At 68.0% G+C, this 21223-nt stretch carries 13 protein-coding genes; 7 read left to right on the top strand and 6 right to left on the bottom strand.

The genetic code is table 11. The annotated features are described in order from the left end of the window. The first annotated feature begins 19 nt into the window (after positions 1–19). The 5 genes from GH2_RS02145 to GH2_RS02125 all read left to right on the top strand — a co-directional run bounded on the left by GH2_RS02145 (position 20) and on the right by GH2_RS02125 (position 9436). On the top strand, positions 20–2653 hold the full coding sequence (locus GH2_RS02145; protein ID WP_239588659.1) for an ATP-binding protein: 2634 nt from the start codon (positions 20–22) through the stop codon (positions 2651–2653). After that, positions 2650–3867, top strand: coding sequence for a DUF3322 domain-containing protein (locus GH2_RS02140; RefSeq protein WP_084247245.1), 1218 nt, complete (start codon positions 2650–2652; stop codon positions 3865–3867). The genes GH2_RS02145 and GH2_RS02140 overlap by 4 nt, the downstream gene beginning before the upstream one ends. A gap of 75 nt (positions 3868–3942) precedes the next feature. After that, positions 3943–5424: a DUF3375 domain-containing protein gene (locus GH2_RS02135; protein ID WP_066162441.1), complete on the top strand. Its 1482-nt coding sequence runs from the start codon at positions 3943–3945 to the stop codon at positions 5422–5424. Next, entirely contained in the window at positions 5421–6020 is a 600-nt protein-coding gene (locus tag GH2_RS02130; RefSeq protein ID WP_066162439.1) for a DUF4194 domain-containing protein, read from the top strand. Before GH2_RS02135 ends, GH2_RS02130 begins: the two co-directional genes overlap by 4 nt. Further along, positions 6017–9436: an ATP-binding protein gene (locus GH2_RS02125; protein WP_066162436.1), complete on the top strand. Its 3420-nt coding sequence runs from the start codon at positions 6017–6019 to the stop codon at positions 9434–9436. Before GH2_RS02130 ends, GH2_RS02125 begins: the two co-directional genes overlap by 4 nt. Positions 9437–9678: 242 nt before the next feature. Here GH2_RS02125 and GH2_RS02120 read toward each other — a convergent pair whose 3' ends face one another. After that, positions 9679–11733, bottom strand: coding sequence for a PhoX family protein (locus tag GH2_RS02120; protein WP_066162434.1), 2055 nt, complete (start codon positions 11731–11733; stop codon positions 9679–9681). Between the two features lie 253 nt (positions 11734–11986). On the opposite strand from GH2_RS02120, the gene GH2_RS02115 reads away from it, so the two are divergent. Both GH2_RS02115 and GH2_RS02110 read left to right on the top strand, forming a co-directional pair. Next, a complete protein-coding gene (locus GH2_RS02115) occupies positions 11987–12457 on the top strand; it encodes a MarR family winged helix-turn-helix transcriptional regulator (protein ID WP_066162431.1) in 471 nt (156 codons plus the stop codon). 34 nt (positions 12458–12491) lie between these two features. Then, positions 12492–14201, top strand: coding sequence for an MDR family MFS transporter (locus tag GH2_RS02110; protein ID WP_084247244.1), 1710 nt, complete (start codon positions 12492–12494; stop codon positions 14199–14201). 36 nt (positions 14202–14237) lie between these two features. On the opposite strand, the gene GH2_RS02105 is transcribed toward GH2_RS02110, so the two are convergent. The 5 genes from GH2_RS02105 to GH2_RS02085 form a co-directional block, all read right to left on the bottom strand. Then, a complete protein-coding gene (locus GH2_RS02105; protein ID WP_066162429.1) occupies positions 14238–14522 on the bottom strand; it encodes a hypothetical protein in 285 nt (94 codons plus the stop codon). Positions 14523–14792: 270 nt separating this feature from the next. Then, positions 14793–15731, bottom strand: coding sequence for an O-acetyl-ADP-ribose deacetylase (locus tag GH2_RS22170; protein WP_084247271.1), 939 nt, complete (start codon positions 15729–15731; stop codon positions 14793–14795). A gap of 51 nt (positions 15732–15782) precedes the next feature. Continuing rightward, positions 15783–17633: an alpha/beta hydrolase family protein gene (locus GH2_RS02095; RefSeq protein WP_066162427.1), complete on the bottom strand. Its 1851-nt coding sequence runs from the start codon at positions 17631–17633 to the stop codon at positions 15783–15785. Positions 17634–17744: 111 nt separating this feature from the next. Further along, complete coding sequence (locus GH2_RS02090) at positions 17745–19112, bottom strand: GDSL-type esterase/lipase family protein (protein WP_066162424.1); 1368 nt, start codon at positions 19110–19112, stop codon at positions 17745–17747. Positions 19113–19187: 75 nt separating this feature from the next. Next, a complete protein-coding gene (locus GH2_RS02085) occupies positions 19188–20945 on the bottom strand; it encodes a BCCT family transporter (RefSeq protein ID WP_157085984.1) in 1758 nt (585 codons plus the stop codon). Positions 20946–21223 lie beyond the last annotated feature (278 nt).

The following is a 21223-nucleotide window of genomic DNA, read 5'->3' as shown; positions in this document are numbered from 1 at the left end:
CCTCGGCAGCCTGGATCAGTTGTTCCGCGACTTCATGCTCGACGAGCCGACCACCTTCGCGCTCGCGAATCGCGCCGTCGAACAGTTCCAGGACCTGCGCGAGGCGCACCGCGTGGTGGTGGACGCCCGTGAGCAGGTCGACATGCTCAGTCCGTTGACCGAGCTCGCACAGACGCGCAGCCGGTCGCTGACGGTGGTGCAGCAGACCGAGCAGGAACAGCTCCACGTCGACACCGTCTACGGGCAGCGACTGCTCGCGATCCTGCACCGCGAGGTCCAGGCGTTGACCGCGCGGTCACCGCTGCTGGCCCAGGCCGTCGCCGACGCCCAGCGCGACGCCGACAGCACCGACCGTGCCCGGATCGACGCGAAGGTGGCGGTCGACGGTGTCGGCGGCGGCCGCCTCGCCGTCCTCACCGCCCGGCGCGACGAGTACACGACCACTGTGGAGCGGGTCCGACGGCGCCGCGAACAGATCGCCGCCGCCGTCCGCACCTGGCACGGCGAGGTCCCGACCACGGCCGAAGAGTTCAGCCGACTGGTCGGCCAGGTCGACAGCCTGGTCGCCGACACCGCGGGCAGCCACGAGGACCGTCGCGCCGAGCAGTACGACCTGTCGGGGCGACGCTCCACCGCCCGCTCCCTGCGCACCGAGCTCGAAGCCGACCGCGCGGCACTCGCTAGCCGCCGCTCGAACATCGATCCCGTGCTCCTGCGTGCCCGCGAAACCATATGCACGGCAACCGGACTCACCGAGGATCGGCTGCCGTTCGGCGGTGAGCTCCTGGAAGTACTGCCGTCCGAGGCGGCGTGGTCGGGCCCCATCGAGCGGGTCCTCGGCGGATTCGGCCGCACGCTGCTGGTGCCCGACGAGCACTACCGCACCGTGGCGGACGCCGTCGACGCCGCCCATCTGGGGGCGCGGCTGGTGTACCTCCGGGTACGTACGACGTCGGCAGCCCCGAAACGCACGGGTGCCGCGTCGCTGGTCCGCAAGGTCGACGTCGCGCCGGGCCCGCTGCGCGAGTGGCTGAACGCGCACCTGGCGGAGTCGTTCGACTACGCATGTGTCGAGTCCGCCGCCGACCTGGCTGCCCAGAGTCGCGCGGTCACCAGGGCCGGGCAGGTGAAGCATTCGGCGCAGCGGCACGAGAAGGACGACCGCCGAGTGATCGACGACCGCAGCCGCTGGGTCCTCGGATTCGACAACGAGGCCAAGATCGCCGACCTCCGCCGTCGGATCGCCGAGCTCGACGCGCAGATCGCCGGCTGGACCGCGCAGTTGGAGGTGATCGACGCCAACGAACAGGATCGCAATACCCAGCTCCGCGCGGCGCAGACCGTCCTGGACTCCCAGTGGGTCGAGATCGACGTCGCCTCCGCCGAGGACGAGCTCGCCGGCGTCGTCGCCCAGCTGGCTCGGTGGGAGCAGGACAATCCCGAGCACGCGGCGTTGTCGCTGCGATTGGCGGAGGCGGAGCGGGCGGCGAAGGCGGCGGCCGATTCACTGTCTGCCGCGAGCGCCACGCAAGCGCAGCATCTCGGTGAGATCGAGCGCCGGCAGGCAGGCATCAGCGAAGCCGAACAGGCTGTCGGGGCGGAGGTGCCCGACGAGGTCCGCACCCGCGTCGAAGCCCGATTCTCCGCCGCCAGACGACGGTTGACCAGCGAGAACATCGACTCTGCTCGCACCGCCGTCGACCGCGCGATCCATCAGGAGAACAAGTCCGCGCAGACCGAGCTGTCAGCCGCGCAGACCGCCATCACCCGGATCCTCACTGCGTACCTGGCCCGCTGGGAGGCCCGCGGCAGCGATCTGCGGGCCGATGCCGAGTACGTCGACGACGCGCTCGCGGTCCTGGCGCGCCTGCGGTCCGACGGTCTGCCGCGGTACGAGAACCGCTTCTTCGACCTTCTCAACGATCAATCCGCCCGCAACATCGGCGAGATCGCCCGGGCGATCCGCAAGGCGCCCGTGGACATCCGCGCCCGCATCGAGCCGGTCAACACCTCGCTCCGGCACTCCCCCTTCGATACCGACCGCTGGCTGACGATCTCCGTGCGCGAGAACCGTTCGGCAGTCGCCGCCGAGTTCCTGGGCGACCTCTCGGCCGTCACCGGACAGTCGTGGACCGACGCCGATCGCGGCGCCGCCGAGGATCGCTTCCTGCGGATGTCGCAGTTGCTCGATCGTCTGGGGTCGCGGGAACCCGCCGATCAACGGTGGCAGCGTCAGGTGCTCGACACCCGCTTGCACGTCAAGTTCATCGGCGTCGAGTTCGACGCCGACGACGAGCCGACCAACTATCACAACTCCAGCGCCGGATTGTCGGGCGGGCAGGCGCAGAAGCTCGTCTTCTTCTGCCTCGCCGCCGCGCTCCGGTATCAGTTGGCGCCCGACGGCAGCGGTGTCCCGCGCTACGGCACCGTCATCCTCGATGAGGCCTTCGACCGCGCCGACGCCGCCCTCACCCGCCGCGCGCTGGACGTGTTCACGCAGTTCGGATTCCACCTGGTGCTGGCGACGCCGTTGAAGCTGCTGCAGACGCTCGAGGACTACATCGGCGGCACCGCGACCATCTCCATCCGCGACAATCGGCAGTCGAACATCAACCTCGTCGAATGGACCGACCTCGCTGAGGAGACCGCATGATCTCCACCTCCGCGGTCCGTACGGCGGCGGAGAAGGCAGTCCGGTCGCGCATGCGCCGGTGGATCGCCGATCCGGTCGCCGCAGCAGACGACTCGGTGGTGATCGCCCTGCGTCCGCCGACCGAATCGACCGTCGCCGACGACCCCGATGCGGCACGGGACTGGGTTCGATCGTGGATCGCCTACACCGGCCCGGGGGTCGTCGACCGCGAGGAGCGCCGGTGGCGCAGCTTCGGCACCCAGACCGTGCCGGTCCGCCTCACTCTGACCGGCGTGGAGGAGATCTGCCGCGCCGCAGGCGAACTCACCCGGTGGCGACGCCTCGTCGCCCGTCGGGCACAGCTGCTCGAGGTCGTCAGCAGCCCCGACTTCGACGACGCCGTCGCCGGCTGGCACAAGAAGTGGGACGCCCTCGACGACGCCGACTTCGACCGCCTGGTCAGCATGCTCGCCTGGTTGCTGGCGCATCCGGATTCCGGTCTACTGATCCGGCAGCTGCCCGTGGAGGGGGTCCACACCAAATGGCTCGGCGCGCATCGCGGATTGGTCGAGATATTGGTCGCCGCCGCCCGAGGTTCCGGGGAGCTCGGCGTGCACTCCGCGCCCCGCCTGATCGAGATGGCCGTGCTCGATCCCGCGCTGCTGCCCGGGTGGCCGCGCATCGTCGCCGCCCCGGTGGCCGATCTCAGCGCCCTCCCCGTCGCACCGCAGGTGGTGCTGATCGTCGAGAACCGGGAGTGCCTGCACGTGCTGCCCGACGCACACGGCACCGTCGCCCTGGTGGGATCGGGGAATGCCGTCGGTTCGGTGGCACAGATCGGCTGGCTCCGCGCGGCGCGCGTGCTGTACTGGGGCGATCTCGACCACGCGGGCCTGGTCTTCGTCGGTCGCCTGCGTCGCACGCTCCCCAGCCTGACCAGCGTGATGATGGAGGTCGACACCTTCCGCCGCTGGGAGAACCTCGCCGTCGACGGCAAGCTCATCGCCGACAACACCGAGCTCCCGCTCACCGATGCCGAACGCGCGGCACTCGATCTCGTCGTCGCCGGCCCGCATCTGCTGGAACAGGAACGCATCCCCTGGGACTGGGCGCGGGCCGCACTGGTCGACGCAGGCCTGCCGTTTCGCAATGCGGGTCCGCCCACCGGACAGAATTCCCCGCACAGACCCACCATGGCCCCCACCGAGGATGCCTCGCCGGAGCGGGGAATCTGATCCGAGCCGTCGCGGTCATCGCCGACCCGCCCACCGTGTCCGCCGCCACGCACCCCACCCCGATACCCTGACCGGGTGCAATTCGACGAGATCGTCGCTGTCCGGAAGAGCAGCGCAGCGTGGCGTCTGCTCCGAGCGGACAACGCCCCGCTGCTGCTGTCGTTCCTCGGCCGCGTCTTCGTCGACGACAACATCCGCGAGATCTCCGAGTCAGCGCTGGTCAGCCTGCTCGACGACGAGCTGTACGCGCTGAACCAGCGGCTCGGCGACGGCACCTTCCCCCGCACGCCGAAGGCCTACCTCGACGAATGGGCGGCGGCCGACACCGGCTGGCTGCGCAAGTACTACGTCATCGAGAGCGATGAACCCCACTACGATGCGACGCCCGCCGTCGAACGCGCCGTCGCCTGGGTGCGGTCGTTGCGCGAGCGCGGCTTCGTCGGCACCGAGTCGCGTCTGAACACGATCATCGATCTGCTCCGGCAGATCGTGTACGGCGGCAGCACCGATGCCGAGATCCGGCTGGCCGAGTTGCATCGCAGGCGCGCCGAACTCGACGCCGAGATCGAGGCCGCCGAACGCGGCGAGTTCCCGGTCATGGACCCCACCAGCCGGCGCGACCGCTACCAGCAGTTCGCCGACATCGCCCGGGCGCTGCTGTCCGACTTCCGCGAGGTCGAGTCGAACTTTCGGAGCCTCGACCGTGAGATGCGCGAACGCATCGCCACCTGGCGCGGCACCAAGGGCGAACTCCTCGACGAGATCGTCGGCAGCCGCAACGTCATCAGCGACTCCGATCAGGGCCGCAGCTTCCAAGCCTTCTACGACCTCCTGCTGTCCGCCGACCGACTCGACGAACTCGACGATCTGGTCCGCCGCACCCAGTCGCTCGAGGGCCTGCCCGACGACGACGTCCGCCTCACCAACATCCACCACGACTGGCTCGACGCGGGCACCCGCGCCCAGCGCACCGTCCGCCGACTGTCGGAGCAGCTGCGCCGCTTCCTCGACGACCAGGCGTGGCTGGAGAACCGCCGCGTCATGGACTTGCTGCGCAGCATCGAGTCGTCGGCGTACACGGTCCGCGACCACCGCGTCGACGACTTCGCCCACCCGATCGACTCCCCCACCCCGCAGGTCCACCTCCCGCTCGAACGACCGCTCTACCGGCCCGCCGCCACCGTCGAAGTCACCAGCGACGGCATCGAGGAGGGCCATGCGGACGGCGATTCCACCGCCCTGTTCGAGCAGGTCCACATCGACCCCGCACCGCTGATCGACCACGTGCGCGCCCTGCTGCGGCGCCACGACCAGGTGACTCTCGCCGACGTGATCGCCGAGACCCCGATGGAACAGGGCCTCGCCGAACTGATCACCTATCTGTCGCTGTCCGACGAGGGTTTCACCAAGATCTTCGACGAGTCCGCCACCGAGACGGTCACCTGGACCGACGACTCAGGCGCCCACCGCGCCGCCACCGTTCCGCGGGTGATCTACCTGCGCGGAAAACACGTTCCCGACCAGCTTGTTCCCGACCACCTGCAGGAGAGCCGATGAGCCGCCCCGTGCCCCGCGACGAGCTGAACCTCTCCCTCGCGGTCACGTCGTTGATGAAGGGCGTCGTCTACCGCGACACCGCCGAGACCGCCTGGCGGCATGTGCTCGGCTTGGCCGCGCAGATCAGCGACTACGTGGCGACGCTGGGCCTGGCCGTCGTGATCGATGAGGCCGAGGGCTACGCCTTCCTGCGCTCCAAAGGCGACGACGAGTTGGCCGACCTCGGCATCCCCCGCTTGGTCGCCCGCCACCAACTGCCGCTGCACACCTCCCTGCTGCTGGCGCTGCTGCGTAAGAAGCTCGCCGAACACGACACCACCGACGCAGGCAATCGACTGGTCGTGAGCACCGAGCAGCTGCGTGAGCTGATCACCCCGTTCTTTCCGGTCTCCGCCAACGAGGCGCGGACCGCCGACCAGGCCGACACCGCGGTGCGCCGCGTCGCCGACCTCGGGTTCCTGCGCCGCATGCCCGGGCAGGACGGCGAGTACGAGGTGCGCCGGGTGATCAAGGCGTACGTGGACGCGCAGTGGCTCGCCGATTTCGACACCCACCTCGCCGACTACGCCGAAGCGATGACGCAGGAGCAGCGATGACCGGATTGTTCGCCCCCACCGAACTCGAGAACGCCGCATCGGCCCGCTCCGGCTTCCGGCTGCAGCGCTTCCAAGTCCTCAACTGGGGCACCTTCGACCAGCGGGTCTGGACCCTCACCCTCGACGGCGAGAACGGGCTGCTGACCGGCGACATCGGGTCGGGGAAGTCGACTCTCGTCGACGCCCTGACCACCCTGCTGCTGCCCGCGCACCGCGTCGCATACAACAAGGCGGCAGGCGGCGAGTCCCGCGAACGCGACCTGCGGTCGTACGTGCTCGGCTACTACAAGTCCGAACGCAACGAGGTGACCGGCTCGTCGCGCCCCGTCGCCCTGCGCGGCATGAGCAATTACTCGGTCATTCTCGGTGTCTTCGGCAACGAGGGGTACGACGAGACCGTCACGCTCGCCCAGGTGTTCTCGATGCGGCACGACAGCGGGCAGCCCGAGCGCTTCTTCACCGTCACCGACCGCGCGCTCGACATCGCGACCGACTTCGCCGACTTCGGCTCCGACCTGCGGGCCCTCCGCAAGCGGCTCAAGGACGGCGACACCCGCATCCACGAGCACTTCCCCGAGTACGGCCGCGACTACCGGCGCTCCCTGGCCATCCGCTCCGAGCAGGCGATGGAGCTGTTCCACCAGACCGTGTCGATGAAGGCCGTGGGCAACCTCAACGACTTCGTCCGCGACCACATGCTCGAGCCCTTCGACTCGTCCGGCTGGGTCGACACGATGGTCGCCCACTTCGAGGATCTGACCGCCGCGCACGACGCCGTCGTCCTGGCGCGGACCCAGCTCGCGGAGCTGGAACCGCTGCTCGCCGACCACGACAAGTACCGCAGCCACATCGAGATGGCCGCCGAGCTCAAGGACCGACGCGCGGCCCTGCGCTTCTATTTCGCGCAGCAGCGCTTCGATCTCCTCACCGACGGTCTGGAACTCCAGAACCGCGATCTGTCCGCCACCCGCACCGCGCTGGCGAGCGTCGAACGCGATCTCGCCGACCTGCGCATCGCGGCGCGCGAACTGGAGCTGCGACAGGCGGGCCTCGGCGGGACCGACATCGCGACTCTCGAACAGCAGATCGCCGACGCGACCCGGCAGCGCGACGAGCGGTCGATCGCCTTCGACCGATACTCGGCGATGATCGACGATGCGGGTCTGGCGCCGGTCGCCGACCGCGGGCAGTTCGAGCAGCGTCGCACCGAGGTCGCCGATGCGGTGACCGCTCTCGACGCCGACCTCGCCGAGGCGGAGAACGCACTCAACGAGGTTCGCTTCAGCAAGCGTGAGTACGACACGGAGGGGCGTCGGATCGCCGGTGAGATCGCCAGCCTCCGGGGCCGCACCTCCAACATCCCCGACCGCAATCTCCGCATCCGCGAGATGATCTGCGAGGGGGTCGGCATTCCCCGCGACGAGCTCCCCTTCGTCGGCGAACTGATCGGCGTCCGCGACGACGAGAGTCGGTGGGAGGGCGCCGCCGAGCGCGTGCTGCGCGGGTTCGGACTCTCCCTGCTGGTGGCCGCCGACCTGTACGACGACGTCTCCAGCTGGATCGACGCCAACCATCTCGGCGGCCGCGTCGTGTACTTCAAGGTCTCCGATCACCGTCCGTCGCGGAGTGCGCCGACGCCGCCGTCGAACGCCCTCGCGCACAAGATCGACATCAAGGCGGGCCGGTTCGAGACGTGGCTGGAGCACCGCTTGTTCGAGCGCGCCCGTCACATCTGCGCCGAGACGCTCGACGAGTTCCGCGGCGCCGACGTCGCGGTCACCGTCAACGGGCAGGTCCGATCCGGCGGCGGCAGGCACGAGAAGGACGACTCGCAGCGCGTTGACGACCGCCGCAATTACGTCCTCGGCTGGAGCAACGAGCAGAAGATCTCGGCGCTGTTCACCGCCGGGCAACAGCTGCAGGACCGCCTCAACCAGGTCGACTCCGAGATCGACGAACTCGAGGAACGACGCCGATCACTGATGAGTCGACGCAACGCGCTCACCGGGCTCGACGCCTATCCCGGCTTCGACATGATCGACGCCGCGTCGTCCATCGCGCGGATCGCCGAGCTGACCGCCCGGAAGACCGAACTGGAACAGTCGTCGTCGGAGCTCGCCGAGGTCACCGAGGCCATCGCCGCGACCCGCGAGCAGCTCACGGCCGCCGACGCCTCGCGTGATGGCTTGCGCGACAAGGTGTCCCGTCTGGAGGTGACGCGCGCCCAGAGCGAGCAGGCGCGCGACGCCGCGCAGCAGGTGATCGCCGACGCCGAGTTCGACGACGCGCAACCCCACTTCGCGGCGATCACCGCCGACGTGGACGCCTACCGTGCCAAGGTCCGCACCGGCGCGCCGGACGACCCCGACGCCGCGTTGACGGTCGCCGAATGCGGCGAGCTGGAGTCGTCGATGACCGACCAGTTGACCGACGATTCCGAAGCCCACGCCGGCCGAGCGGGCTCGTACGAGACGCGCGCGGTAAACCGGATGTCGGAGTTCAACCGCAACCATCCGGTGCTGACGACCGAGTTCGACGCCGACATCGCCTCCGCCGACGAATACCGCGAACTGCACCGGCGTCTCGCCGAGGACGATCTGCCGCGGTTCGAGGACGAGTTCAAGAACTACCTGAACACGAACGCGATCCGCGACATCGCGATCTTCGCGGCCAAGCTCAACAAGGAAGTGCACCTGATCAGCTCGAAGATCGACACGATCAACGAGTCGCTCGCGGGCATCGAGTACAACCCGGGTCGCTACATCCGTCTCGACGTGAATCCGACCCCGTCGCAAGAGATTCGGGAGTTCCGCGCCGATCTGCGCGCATGCAGCGACGGCTCGTTCGAGGCCGACAGCGACGACCACTACGCCGAGGAGAAGTTCCTTCTCGTCAAGGCGCTGGTCGAACGCTTCCGCGGACGCGAGGGATTCACCGACGTCGACCGCAAATGGACCGAACTCGTCACCGATGTGCGCAACTGGGTTACCTTTGCGGCGTCGGAGCGGCACGTCGACGGCGACGCCGAGTACGAGAACTACACCGACTCCGACGGCAAGTCCGGCGGCCAGAAGGAGAAGCTCGCGTACACCATTCTCGCCGCCTCGCTGGCCTACCAGTTCGACCTCAAATGGGGCGCCACGATGTCGCGCGACTTCCGCTTCGTCGTCATCGACGAGGCCTTCGGTCGCGGTTCGGACGACTCGGCGCGCTACGCCCTGTCCCTGTTCGCCAAACTCGGCTTGCAGTTGCTGATCGTGACGCCGCTGACGAAGATCTACACGATCGAGCCCTTCGTCTCCGCCGTCGGCTACGTGGAGAACCGCGGCGGCAGCTACTCCCAACTCCAGTGCCTCACCATCGAGGACTACCGAGCCCGCCGCGACCTCCGAGACCTGGTTGAGATCATCGAATAGGTCCGCCCCCCTTCACGCTGGTCGAGTAGCGCCGCCGCGAGCCTCCCCCACGCTGGTCGAGTAGCGACGACGCGAGCCTCCCCCACGCTGGTCGAGTAGCGACGACGCGAGCTTGCGAGCGACGACGCGTATCGAGACCGCCACCCCGCACACCCCATCACCCAAAAACCTCGGCTCCCGAACCGCCCTCAACGGGCGGTTCGGGAGCCTAGATTCAAGCCGGTCCCTAGACTCGGGATCCCTTACACTCCGATCTCACCGCCGCCGGAGCGCCACACGGCCACCACGGACGGGCGAGGCTGGGAGTTGCCGCCGTCGGGCCAGTGCGAGAACGGGTTGTCGGCCGAATGGTCGTCGTCCTCGCCGGGGTGCTGCACGCACACGATGACGCGCTTGTCCTCGATGATCGGGCCGCAGGTCTCGGCGCCCCGCGGGACGGTGAGGAACTGCTTCGTCTCACCACGGCGGTCACCGTCGAGCGCGACGGCGAACAGGCCGTCGTTGCTCTCGAGCGCGTTGCCGTCGGTGGAGATCCACAGGTTGCCGTGCGGGTCGAAAGCGACGTTGTCCGGGCACGAGATCGGGCTCACCTTGGTCTTGTCGAAGCCGCCGTAGTAGGTGTCGGCCTCGGCCGGATCGCCACACACCAGCAGCAGGTCCCAGGTGAGGCTCTCGCCGACGTGGTCGTCGGTGATCTCCAGGATCTGGCCGTTCTTGTTCTCGTTGCGCGGGTTCGCGGCGTCGGCGCCGGGCTTGCCGTCCACACCACGCTTGCTGTTGTTCGTGAGCGCGGCGTACACCTTGCCGGTGACCGGATGCGGCTCGATGTCCTCCGGGCGGTCCATCTTGGTGGCACCGGCCTTGTCTGCGGCCTCGCGGGTGAACACCGCGACCTCCGCAGCCGTCATTCCCTGGATGTGCGACGTCGCGGTGCCGTCGGGGGCGACGGTCATCAGCTTGTGCCACTTGCCGGAGCCTGCCGCGTCGTCGACGGTGACCGGCTTGTCGCTGGAGAACGAGGCGACGTACAGGGTGCCCTCGTTGAGGATTCCCATGTTGTGCCGCTTGTCGCCCTCCTTGATCTTGCGGGTGGAGACGAACTTGTAGATGTACTCGAACCGCTCATCGTCGCCGGTGTAGACCACGACGGTGCCCGCGGCAGGACCGTCCTTGACCACGTGGACGGTGGCGGCCTCGTGCTTGAGGCGACCGAGCGCGGAGTGCTTCAGCGGCGTCGACTTCGGGTCGGCCGGATCCACCTCCACCACATAACCGAAGCGGTTGGCTTCGTTGGGGGTCTTCTCGAGGTCGAAGCGCGGCTCGAACTGGCCCCACTGGTGGTAGTCCGAGTCGTCTTCGAAGCCGTAGCGCTCCAGGTGCTTGGCCGCGGTCTTGTCGGTGACCTTGCTGGCGTTGGAGAAGTAGTTGTTGTAGTTCTCCTCGCCAGACAGCATGGTGCCCCACGGGGTGATGCCGCCCGAGCAGTTGGCGATGGTGCCCAGGATGGTGGTGCCGGTCGGATCGTCGGCGGTCTTGACCAGGTCGGTCCGTGCGGCCGGGCCGGTCAGGCGGAACGGCGTGCTCGCGGTGATGCGTCGGTTCCGCGGTCCGACGACCGGCGTCAGCGAACCGTCCTTGTCGGATTCCTGAACCTCCAGCACGGTGATGCCGTGCGCGGCCATCGCGATTCGCGCCTGCTGCTCGGTGGGCTTCTTCTCCACGTAGTTGTGGAACATGAACTCCTCGGTCGTGTACTCCTGGTTCACCACCAGGTACGAGTGACCGGGCTCGTCGGCGATCGGAATCAGACCGGCGAAGTCGTTGTTGAAGCCGAACTGTCCGGCCTGCGCCTCGGGCGTCTGCTTGTCGAAGTCGAACTCCGGCGCGCCGGGGATCACCGGATCGCCCCACCGGATCACGACCTTCTGGTCGTAGCCCTTCGCGGTGACGAGCGCGTCCTCGGTGTTCGGCTTCACGATGTCGAACCGCATGCCCTCGTAGGGTCCGTCCGACGCCGTGCCGGAGGTCGCGGTGCTGCCGCCGGAGCCGCTGTCGTCGCCACATGCGGCGAGCACCGACGTAGCACCGACGGCCACCACGGCACCGACCGTCCCGCGCAACACCGTCCGACGGGACAGCGCCGTGCGGGCGACGTCGCGGAAGTACTCGTTGTCACTGGTGTTGCCCGGCTCGTGCCAGCACGCTTCACCGCACTTGTAGCGGCAGGTGACGCGTGAGCGGGCCGAACGACCCACCTCGCCGCCTCCAACGGTGAACAGCTGCAACGGAATACGCATTCGGGTCAGACCTCTCCCCTGGTTTGGCCGCCTACGGGCTGGGCGGGTACCCGGCTGACCCTAAGAACGCCGGTTCACAGAATGTGATCGCCGAAGTGAACCGGATGCGAACAGCGCACTGCGAGCAGGTGCCGCCGGAGGCAACGTCGCAAATCCGACGCCGACACCGTCCGACGGACCTCTCACCAGGAAGGTTGCTACCGGTAAGCAACTGAATCTATAGTTGCTTACCGGTAGCAACTAAGGAGAGAGTGTGGTCGACGACGAACAGGCTCGGCGCATCATGGCCGAGGCCATTGAGATCGCTCGTGTCTTCGAGATCGCTCGGAAGCGTCGTCTCACGAGCGGGCTGACAGGCACCAAGATCGGGATTCTCAAGCATCTCAAGTGTGCGGACGCCCGTCTGACCGAGCTGGCGGAGACGCTCACCGTCTCGCTGCCGGTCGCCTCACGCGCCGTCGGCGCCCTCGAGTCCGAGGGATACGTCGTCCGCCGCAGCGACCCGGCCGACGCCCGCGCCTCGCTCCTGTCACTGAGTCCTGCGGGAATCGACTACCTCCGCACCCGCGAGTCGCAGTTCATGGCACACTTCGCGACCCGACTGGCCGATTGGTCGGACGAGGACGCGGCACAGGCCGAAGCGGTCCTCTCTCGGTTGCGGGCGCCGCTCCTGGCCGCGTTCGAACCGCTGCCCGAGCAGCAGGCCACTGCGCCGACCGCCTAGTCCCCACCCGCTTGACACTCTTGAAAGGTCTTTCGTGACCGCTCCGACAACGAAGGCATCCGCCGAACCGAAGGTGTACTCGCACAGCGAGATCCTCGGCGTGATGACCGGCCTGTTGGCCGCCCTGTTCACCGCGATGATCTCGACGACCATCGTGGCCACCGCCCTGCCGACCATCATGGCCGCGCTGAACGGTACGCAACGTCAGTACACGTGGGTCATCACCGCGAGCCTCCTGACCATGACCATCAGCACTCCGATCTGGGGCAAGCTGTCCGATCTGTTCAACAAGAAGTTCCTGACGCAGCTCGCGATCGTGCTGTTCGTCGCAGGCTCGGTGCTCGCGGGATGCGCCCACGAGGTGTGGCTCCTGATGCCCGCCCGCGCCATTCAGGGCATCGCGATGGGCGGATTGATCGCCACCGCGCAGTCGGTGATGGGCTCCATCATCAGTCCGCGCGATCGCGGCCGGTACTCCGGCTACATGGGTGCGGTCATGGCCGTGGCAACCGTCTCCGGACCGCTGCTCGGTGGACTCATCACCGATCACTTCGGGTGGCGCTGGACGTTCTTCGTCTGTGTTCCGCTCGCAGTCATCGCCCTGGTTCTGATCCAGACCAAGCTGCACCTGGAGCACACCCCGCGCCGGCACGTGAAGATCGACTACCTGGGCTCGGTGCTGCTGGCGATCGCCGCCGCTCTCCCGATGCTGTGGGTCACCTTCGCGGGCACCTCCTACGACTGGATCTCCCTCGAGTCCCTCGCCTTCGGTATCGCATTCCTGATCGCCGCGGGTCTCACCGTGGTCGTGGAACTGCGCGTCCCCGAGCCCATGCTGCCGCTGCGCGTCTTGCACAACCGCGCCACGATCCTGATGATCCTCGGCAGCATCGCCGTCGGTGTCGCGATGTTCGGCCCGGGAGTCTTCCTGACCCAGTACTTCCAGCTCGGTGACGGCTTCTCGCCGACCAAGGCCGGTGTCATGACCATTCCGATGATCGTCGCGCAGATGCTCAGCGCCACCATCTGCGGTCAGATCGTCAGCCGTACCGGTCGCATCAAGAGGGTGATGGTGCTCGGCGGCGCGACGATGCTCGTCGGACTCGGCGGACTCGGTTTCATCGACCACCAGACCTCGTACCTCCAGGTCGCGATCTTCATGGCCATCGCCGGCGTCGGTATCGGCACGCTGATGCAGAACATCGTGCTCGTCGTCCAGAACACCGTCGACGTCACCGAGGTCGGCGCCGCGTCGGCTGCCATCGCCTTCTTCCGTTCGCTCGGCGGCGCCATCGGCGTCTCGGTGCTCGGCGCCGTGCTCACCACGCTCGTCGCGAACAACGTGACCGACGGTCTCCGGTCGGTGGGCATCAACCCGGGTCAGATGTCCGGCGGCGGCGACACCAAACTGGACATCTCCGCGTTGCCCGGTCCGATTCAGGAGATCGTGCACCACGCTTACTCCGATGCGTTCGGTCCGGTGTTCATGATCTCGGCGGGCACCGCTGTCGTGACCTTCATCTGCGTCGTGCTCCTCAAGGAGATCAACCTGCGGACGACCATCGCGAAGGAGGATCCGCACGACGACGCACCGGAACCTGCGGCGGACACCCTCGATCCCGCCGCTGCCACCTCCGCAGCGACTGCCGCGGCCGAGATGATCGACGCGCCTCGCTCGGCAGGGCACACCGAATCGCCCGTCCACCTGGACGGCAAGGGCGAGACCGTTCCCTCCCGGCGCTGACTTCAGTCACACTCGGCGGGACCTGATGCGACAGTCTCAGGTCCCGCCGAGTTGTTCTCCGCACCCGTGCCACGTGGTCGACGCCTCGCGGATGGCGCGGAGCGCAACCGGGCGCGAATAGCGTCGAGTGACCGGAGTGAACTTCTCGATCGATTGCGACAGGTGGTCGTGAAAGCAGTCGCACATCGCGTCCAGCGCGAGCACCTTCTGCGCGACCTGCCGCAGTTCGCGATCGGTGACCCACGGCCCTTCGCCGTCGATCAGATTGTCGACCGCGCCATCGGTCCACGGCGCAGTCCCGGGTCGAGTCGTCACAGTCATCACTGGGTCTCCTCCCTCGGCAGCCGATCCCGCTGCCGATGCGGACACCCTTGCACGAGGCTCTGACATTCCGAGGCCATCATGGCGCCTGACACCCGCGGCGACCCCTCACGGGGACGCGAATCTCGATCCCCTCACGTTGGTCGAGTACCACGAACCCCTCACGGTGGTCGAGTGCCGCCTGCGAGCGTAGCGAGCACGCGGTTCATCGAGACCGTCGTGCTCCCCGCTGCTGGAACGAGCGGCCGTCCGCTCTACGGACACGCCGAGCTACGCAGCGGGCGGAATCGGGATCGTGCCGCCGCCGGTGAGCATCCACGAGCCGTCGGGCCCGTCCTCGTCGTCGAACGCGATCGGCAGCGCACGTCGGTCCAGGCAGGCGTCGATGAGGTCGTCGAGCCAGCGGAGGTACCCGGTCGACGGGGCGCGGACGGCACGCGGCAACTCGGCGAGGATCAGATCGGCGACAGCGCCGACGGGCGTCGCGCCGGTGACGATCGCGCCGGCGAACTCGCATCCCGACGCGCTCGAGTAGCGCAGGGCCGGACCCGTACCGACGCTCGGTGCTGCGCCCTGGTCCTCGACGTTGTCGGACGTCGAGATCTCGATGCGCCAGGTGCCGATCGCATACAGGTAGGGCACGAACCGGACGGCGCTGTACCCGCGTCGATGCACTTCCCGGATGCCCTGCAGAATGCGCAGCGGCGTCGCCAGACGCAGATGGTCGTTCATCATCGCGGCGAGGTCGTCGTCGAACGCCACCAACTGCACCTGGTCCACTCGGGTGATAGCGCTGCTGATCGTGTCGATCGCCGCGGCGACCGCATCGGCCTTGGGCCACCCGTACACCCCGGCGCTGATCAGCGGGAACGCGACGGTCCGTACGCGCAGCTCGTCCGCGACAGCCAGGCTCCGGCGATAGCACGATTCGAGCAACGCGCGATTGCGTTGGCCCGCGGTGAAGTTGGGGCCGACGGTGTGGATCACGTGCTGGGCCGGCAGCGCACCGGCCGTGGTGAAGCCTGCGTCGCCGACGTCGAGCCCGTTGGGGAACCGACGGATGCAGTCCTCGAGGATCGACGGGCCGCCCGCCGAGTGGATCGCCCCGTCCACGCCGCCGCCACCGCGCATCCGCCGGTTCGCGGCGTTCACGATCGCATCCGCGCGGACCCTGGTGATATCGCCCCTGACGATCTCGATGCGTGGCACTCCGTCATTGTGGCGCACCGACACCGGTGCACGCAGCGCCTTACGCGTCGATCACTTGCCGAGGATCTTCGAGATCGGCTTGGCCAGCGCGAACGACGGGCTGACGGTGGGATGGCGACGGTCCGGATCGCTCACCGAGACCAAGGCCTGCTCGGGCGCGAGTCGGTGCTTCTTCAGGTAGCTGAGCAGTGACGAGATCAGATCTCGGGCCGCGCGCAACTGCTCCAACGACGGCGCTTTCGGATCGCTGAACGGCTCGAGGCGGTTGATCTGCGCCGACAGTTCGCTCTCGGCGATGACCACGCGCTCCCAGAGCCCGTCGTCGAACTCCTCCCCGACGTTCTGCAGCGCATGTGCCACGGCGACCTGGATGGCGATGCTCGTCGGGTCCAGCACCACCGCCTTGGGTCCGGGGCGAGCGGTGGCAGCGGCCGCCGCCACCATGCCCGCCGTGCCTGCGATGCCGCTGAGCATCGCCAGACCGCCCGCGGCCGCGACGCTCGCGGTGCTCGCCGTGGCCAGGCCGCCCGAGATCACCGCAGCTCCGGCGACGCCGACGCCGCCCGCCACCGCCAAGCCGACCGGCCCGGCTGCCAGCAGCGTGACTCCGGCCGCGGCCAGCGCCCAGCGCGACCGCGTGCCCAGCCATCTGGCGCGCCGATCCAGATGCTCGTTCACCGATTCGACGGCCGCACACACCTGCGCTGCGGTCTCCGCTGGATAGCCCAGATGCTGGGTGATCGACGAGATGGCATCGATCGCCGCGTCGCCGGTGTCGATCTCGTACGGTGCGACGAGATTCGAATAGGCCAGCACCACCACTCGGCTGATCACCTCCGACAGGTCCCAGATCCGGGGCAGGCGCGGGAGCTTTCCGTCGGCCAGGGTGGCCAGTTCCGGAGGCAGGTGTTGGGCGTCGGCTTGGTCGGTCAGGTCCGAGACGTACAGGTCGCGGACCACGCTGAGCGCATCCTGGTAGCGCTCACGCGTCTGCCGTTTCGGGATGTGCGATCCGACGGCGTCGGCGAAACGGAGCGTGACCAGGACAGTCAGCTCGTCGTCGGTGAGTCGGCGCGCGAGGCCGGTGCCTCGCGTGGCGTCGGCGCCCGGGTGCACTGCCCGGTCGACGAGTGTCGCGATGGCGGGTTGCGACAGGTAGTCGTACGAGCGGTGGGTGCTGGCGCCGCGCACCGAGAAGTCCTGAGCGCCGGGGAAGATCGTCGCCAGGCCGCGCCCCGCCGTCACCCCGTCGAGCGGGTCGAGGAAGTTCGACCAGTCGTCCACCCGCGAGTACGGAAACCGCGCGAGGATCCGCTGACTGTTCTGGTACAGGGCGGGCGTTCCGGCCGGGCTCCCGATCGTGATGAGGCGTCGCACGTGCACGGTCGCGGGCAGATGGTCGAGGAGATCGATCGCGATCACGCTACCGAGGCTGTGGCCGATCAACACCACCTCCTCGACGTCGACGAGGTCGTCGAGGATCCGCTGCAATACCGCGCCCCGCAGCCCGGCATCGGTGAGATAGTTCTTCACCTGTTTCAAGACGTCGAGCGGCGCCGAGTCCAGGAGCGACTCCTGCAGTCCGGTCACCACCGAGTCCGGGACCCGGCCAAGGCCGAACGCCCGCACCTCCTGGAAGTCGCGGACCAGCAGTTCCACCTGCCCTTGCCGTCGTTCGAAGGCACGGCGGGCGTCCCGGTCGTCGACCGCCGCGTCGTAGGTCACCGGCGGATGGGTCGACTCGATGCCCGTGGCCTTGAGCAGATCCCGGTACTGCGGCGCGATCACCTCGTCGACGGAGACCGGCTCGGCGTCGATCGACGCCAGCCCCCGGTTCAGACCTTTCAACCATCCGGTCGCCGGGTCGCCGAGCCCGACGCCGTGAAGGTACAGAATGCGCACGCCGACCTCCCGACCTCGATGCGTTTTCAGATGTGAGGGAACTCCGGTGATGATATCGGTGCCGGGCAGCGGCAAGTGCGCCGTGCTCCCGCAGCGGTCGGCAGCATCCCGCTACTTCACGCCCGCCTTGATCAGCGCGGCTTGATCGGCGAGCGCGATCGCGAGGCCGCCCGCCGTCGTCGGATGCAGCGGGGCGTTGCCCTTGATCGACTGGACGAACGGGTCCGGCGAGCAGAGCCCGTGGCCGTCGAACGAGGGCTTGGCGGTCGGGAACGACGCCGCGTCGGCACCCTGCTCCAGGACCTTGTTCATCGCGTCGAGCCAGCCGTGCAGGATCGCGATCTTGTCGTCGGTGATGCCGAGGTCGGCGACGCAGTCGCTGCCGCCCGGCAGCGGATCGTAATACGTGTTGATGATGACTGTCGGCGGGTTCGGCAGCGCGCGCAGGCGGGTGAGCAGCACTAGGTAGTCGCGTGCGAACGTCTCCAACTGCTGGTTGAAGTAGGCGTCGGACGCTTTTCCGCCGCAGTCGGGCAGGGCGGCGCACAGCCCGATCATGTGCGACCACCCGACGTCGTTGGCCCCGATGCTGATGATGATCGCGGCTGGACCGGCGTCGAGTGCGGCGGGCAGCTGCGGCGGCAGCGTCTGGCCGCCGCGCTCCTGCTCCCCCAGCAGACCGGCCCGGATGGTCGCGCTGCTGCAGGCCATGTTGGTGACCTTCCAGTTCGAGGCCCGACCGAGCGCGACCGCGAACGCTCCACTCGTCCGCTCGCAGGCCGTGTCCTGGCTCGTCGGATCGCGCAGCGGCGGATTGCCGATGCCTGCGGCCGTCGAGTCGCCGATCACCACCACGTGTCCGGCCGCTGCCGGCGGCGGGTTCGCGGGCAACGCGCCGGGCACGGTCGCCGCGCCCACCAGCGATTCGATCGAGCTGATCGCCCGCAACTGCTCCGCAGCGTTCGACGCAGTGACCACCACGGCGCCGACGTTGGCCGCAGCCGCCACGACCACACCGATCACCACCACGATGATCGACGACGCGGCCGATCGTCGCTGCCACCCGACGACCGCACCCATCAGCAGCAGGGACACCGCCGCCACGATGAGCACCTGGATGATCAGGTAACGCTTCCACCCGTCGACCAGCGCATTCTGGAGTTCGTCCTGCGCCTGCTTCCGTGCGGCGTCATCACCGGCCGGTCCGACGAGGTCGGCGAGTTCGCCGGACAGCTCCAGGTTCGTCAGCTCCAGCCGCGGGCGGATGGGTCCGGGGAAGTCGATGGTGGTGTCGAGTTGGCGCCCGAACAGCTCCACTTGGCCGGGACCGCTCCACGACGTCGACGGCGGCGCCGCGCCCACGCGCACGGTCTGGCCGACGGCCTGCACGGACTGCATCGGCGTGAGCCACAACGACACCGCGATCGCGATGACGGTCACCACGACGATCGCGATGGCGTCGACGATCCGCTTCCTCATGTCTTCGAGGATGACACGAACGACGCCTCCCCCGCCGACTCGTGTCGGCGGCGAGAGGCGTCGTCGGTCAGCCCGTCAGGCGGGGTTGGTGCTGCCGGACTCCTCGAGCGGTTCGTCCTCGGCGTCCGCAGACTTCGCGGGCCCCGTGCCGTTGGCACTGACGCCGTCCACGGCGACGTCGTCGTCCTCCTCCGGCAGGCGCTCGGTGATCTCGAGCTGGAAGTCGTGCCAGTCGTCGCGAGCGGCGCCGACGACCACGGCCGTCTCGAGCATCTCCCCGCCCTTCGCCTCGCGAAGGATCATCGGGTCGGTCTGGAGATCTCTCATCAGCGAGATGCACAACAGCAGTAGTGCGATCGCCAGTGGCAGCGCCGAGATGAACGTGAGGTTCTGGATGCCCGACAGGGCGTCGTCGCCTCCGATCACCAGCATCACCGCTGCGACGGCGCCGGTCGCGGCACCCCAGAAGATCACGATCCAGCGGCTGGGTTCGATGTTGCCGCGCTGCGACAGCGTGCCCATCACGATCGACGCCGCGTCCGCACCGGAGACGAAGAAGATCGCGACCAGGATCATCACCAGCACCGACGTGATGCCGGTCCATGGCAGATCCTTCAACACGTTGAAGGTGATGCCTTCGGCGCTGCCGTCGCCGTACGGGTTGTTGCCGTTCTGTTGATCGGCGATCGCCGTGCCGCCGAAGGTGGCGAACCAGAACAGGCTCACCAGGCTCGGCACCATGATCACGCCCGCGACGAACTGGCGGATGGTGCGGCCCCGGCTGATCCGCGCCAGGAACATGCCGACGAACGGGGTCCACGAGATCCACCAGGCCCAGTAGAAGATGGTCCAGCTCGACAGGTAGTCCTGCATGGCGTCGCCGCCGGTCGCGCCGGACAGCGAGATCATGCGCGGGAAGTCCTGCAGGTAGCTGCCGATGGTGGTGGGCAGCAGGTCGAGAATGAAGACCGTCGGTCCGACGACGAACAGGAACACGGCCAGCAGCAGCGCCAGCACCATGTTGATGTTCGAGAGCCACTGGATTCCCTTGGCGACGCCGGAGACCGCGGACAGGATGAAGCAGCAGGTCAGGACCACGATGATGACCACGAGGACGGTGGTGCCGAGGCTCTTGATCCACCCGGCCTCCTGCATGCCGGTGCGGATTTGGAGCGCGCCCAGTCCCAGCGACGCGGCCGATCCGAAGAGGGTGGCGAACAGCGCCAGGCCGTCGATCACCTTGCCCGCCGGGCTGTTGGCGCCCTTGTGCCCGAACAGCGGCACGAAGGCGGAGCTGATCAGCTGCGGACGTCCGCGCCGGAACACGCTGTAGCCGAGCGCCAGACCGAGAACCGCGTAGATCGACCACGGGTGCAGTCCCCAGTGGAACATCGACGTCGCCATCGCGGTCCGGATGGCCTGATCGGTCTCCGCCGACGTGGTTCCGGGCGGCGGGTCCATGAAGTGCATGAGCGGCTCGGCCATGCCGTAGAAGATCAAGCCGATGCCCATGCCCGCGCTGAACATCATCGCGATCCACGAGACGGTCCGGAACTCCGGTCGCTCGCCGTCGGCGCCGAGCGGGATCTTCCCGTACTTGCTGAAAGCGAGCCACAACGCGAACACCACCAGCGTGGTGGACACGATCACGAACACCCAGCCGACGTTCGTCAGCAGCCAGTCGAGCATGTTCTGCGCGGTGGTCGCCAACGAATCCGTGGACACGAAACCCCAGATGACGAACGCGATACACGCGGCGGCGACGATGCCGTAAATCCACCAGTCGGTGCGCGGCGGCCCCTGATCGGGCGCTGCTCCGCCCGTCGCAGTCAAATCGAGAGCAGCTGGATCGCCGGCTCCCGAATCACTCTCTGTAGTCACTGAAAATTACCCCTCGTCATCGATTATTCGACGCCGGTCGGTGCGCATTCTCGAGCGTTGCGTGCCCGGAATCCACTGATGATTCAGCGCCCCCGGAGCGGTACGCCGACCTGCGCTCACCACCCTCCACACACTGGTGAAAGCTGTTGACCGACATCGATCGAACCAAAACACCGTATCAATACTGTGATTTCCATCCCTGCCGGGGAAGCCGCATTGTTATCTCCTCC

The sequence above is a fragment of the Gordonia hydrophobica NBRC 16057 genome (genome assembly GCF_001592365.1).
GTDB classification, from domain to species: domain Bacteria; phylum Actinomycetota; class Actinomycetes; order Mycobacteriales; family Mycobacteriaceae; genus Gordonia; species Gordonia hydrophobica.
The sequence above is the reverse complement of the archived record's forward strand: the minus strand, read 5'-3'. Positions and strand labels throughout refer to the sequence as shown.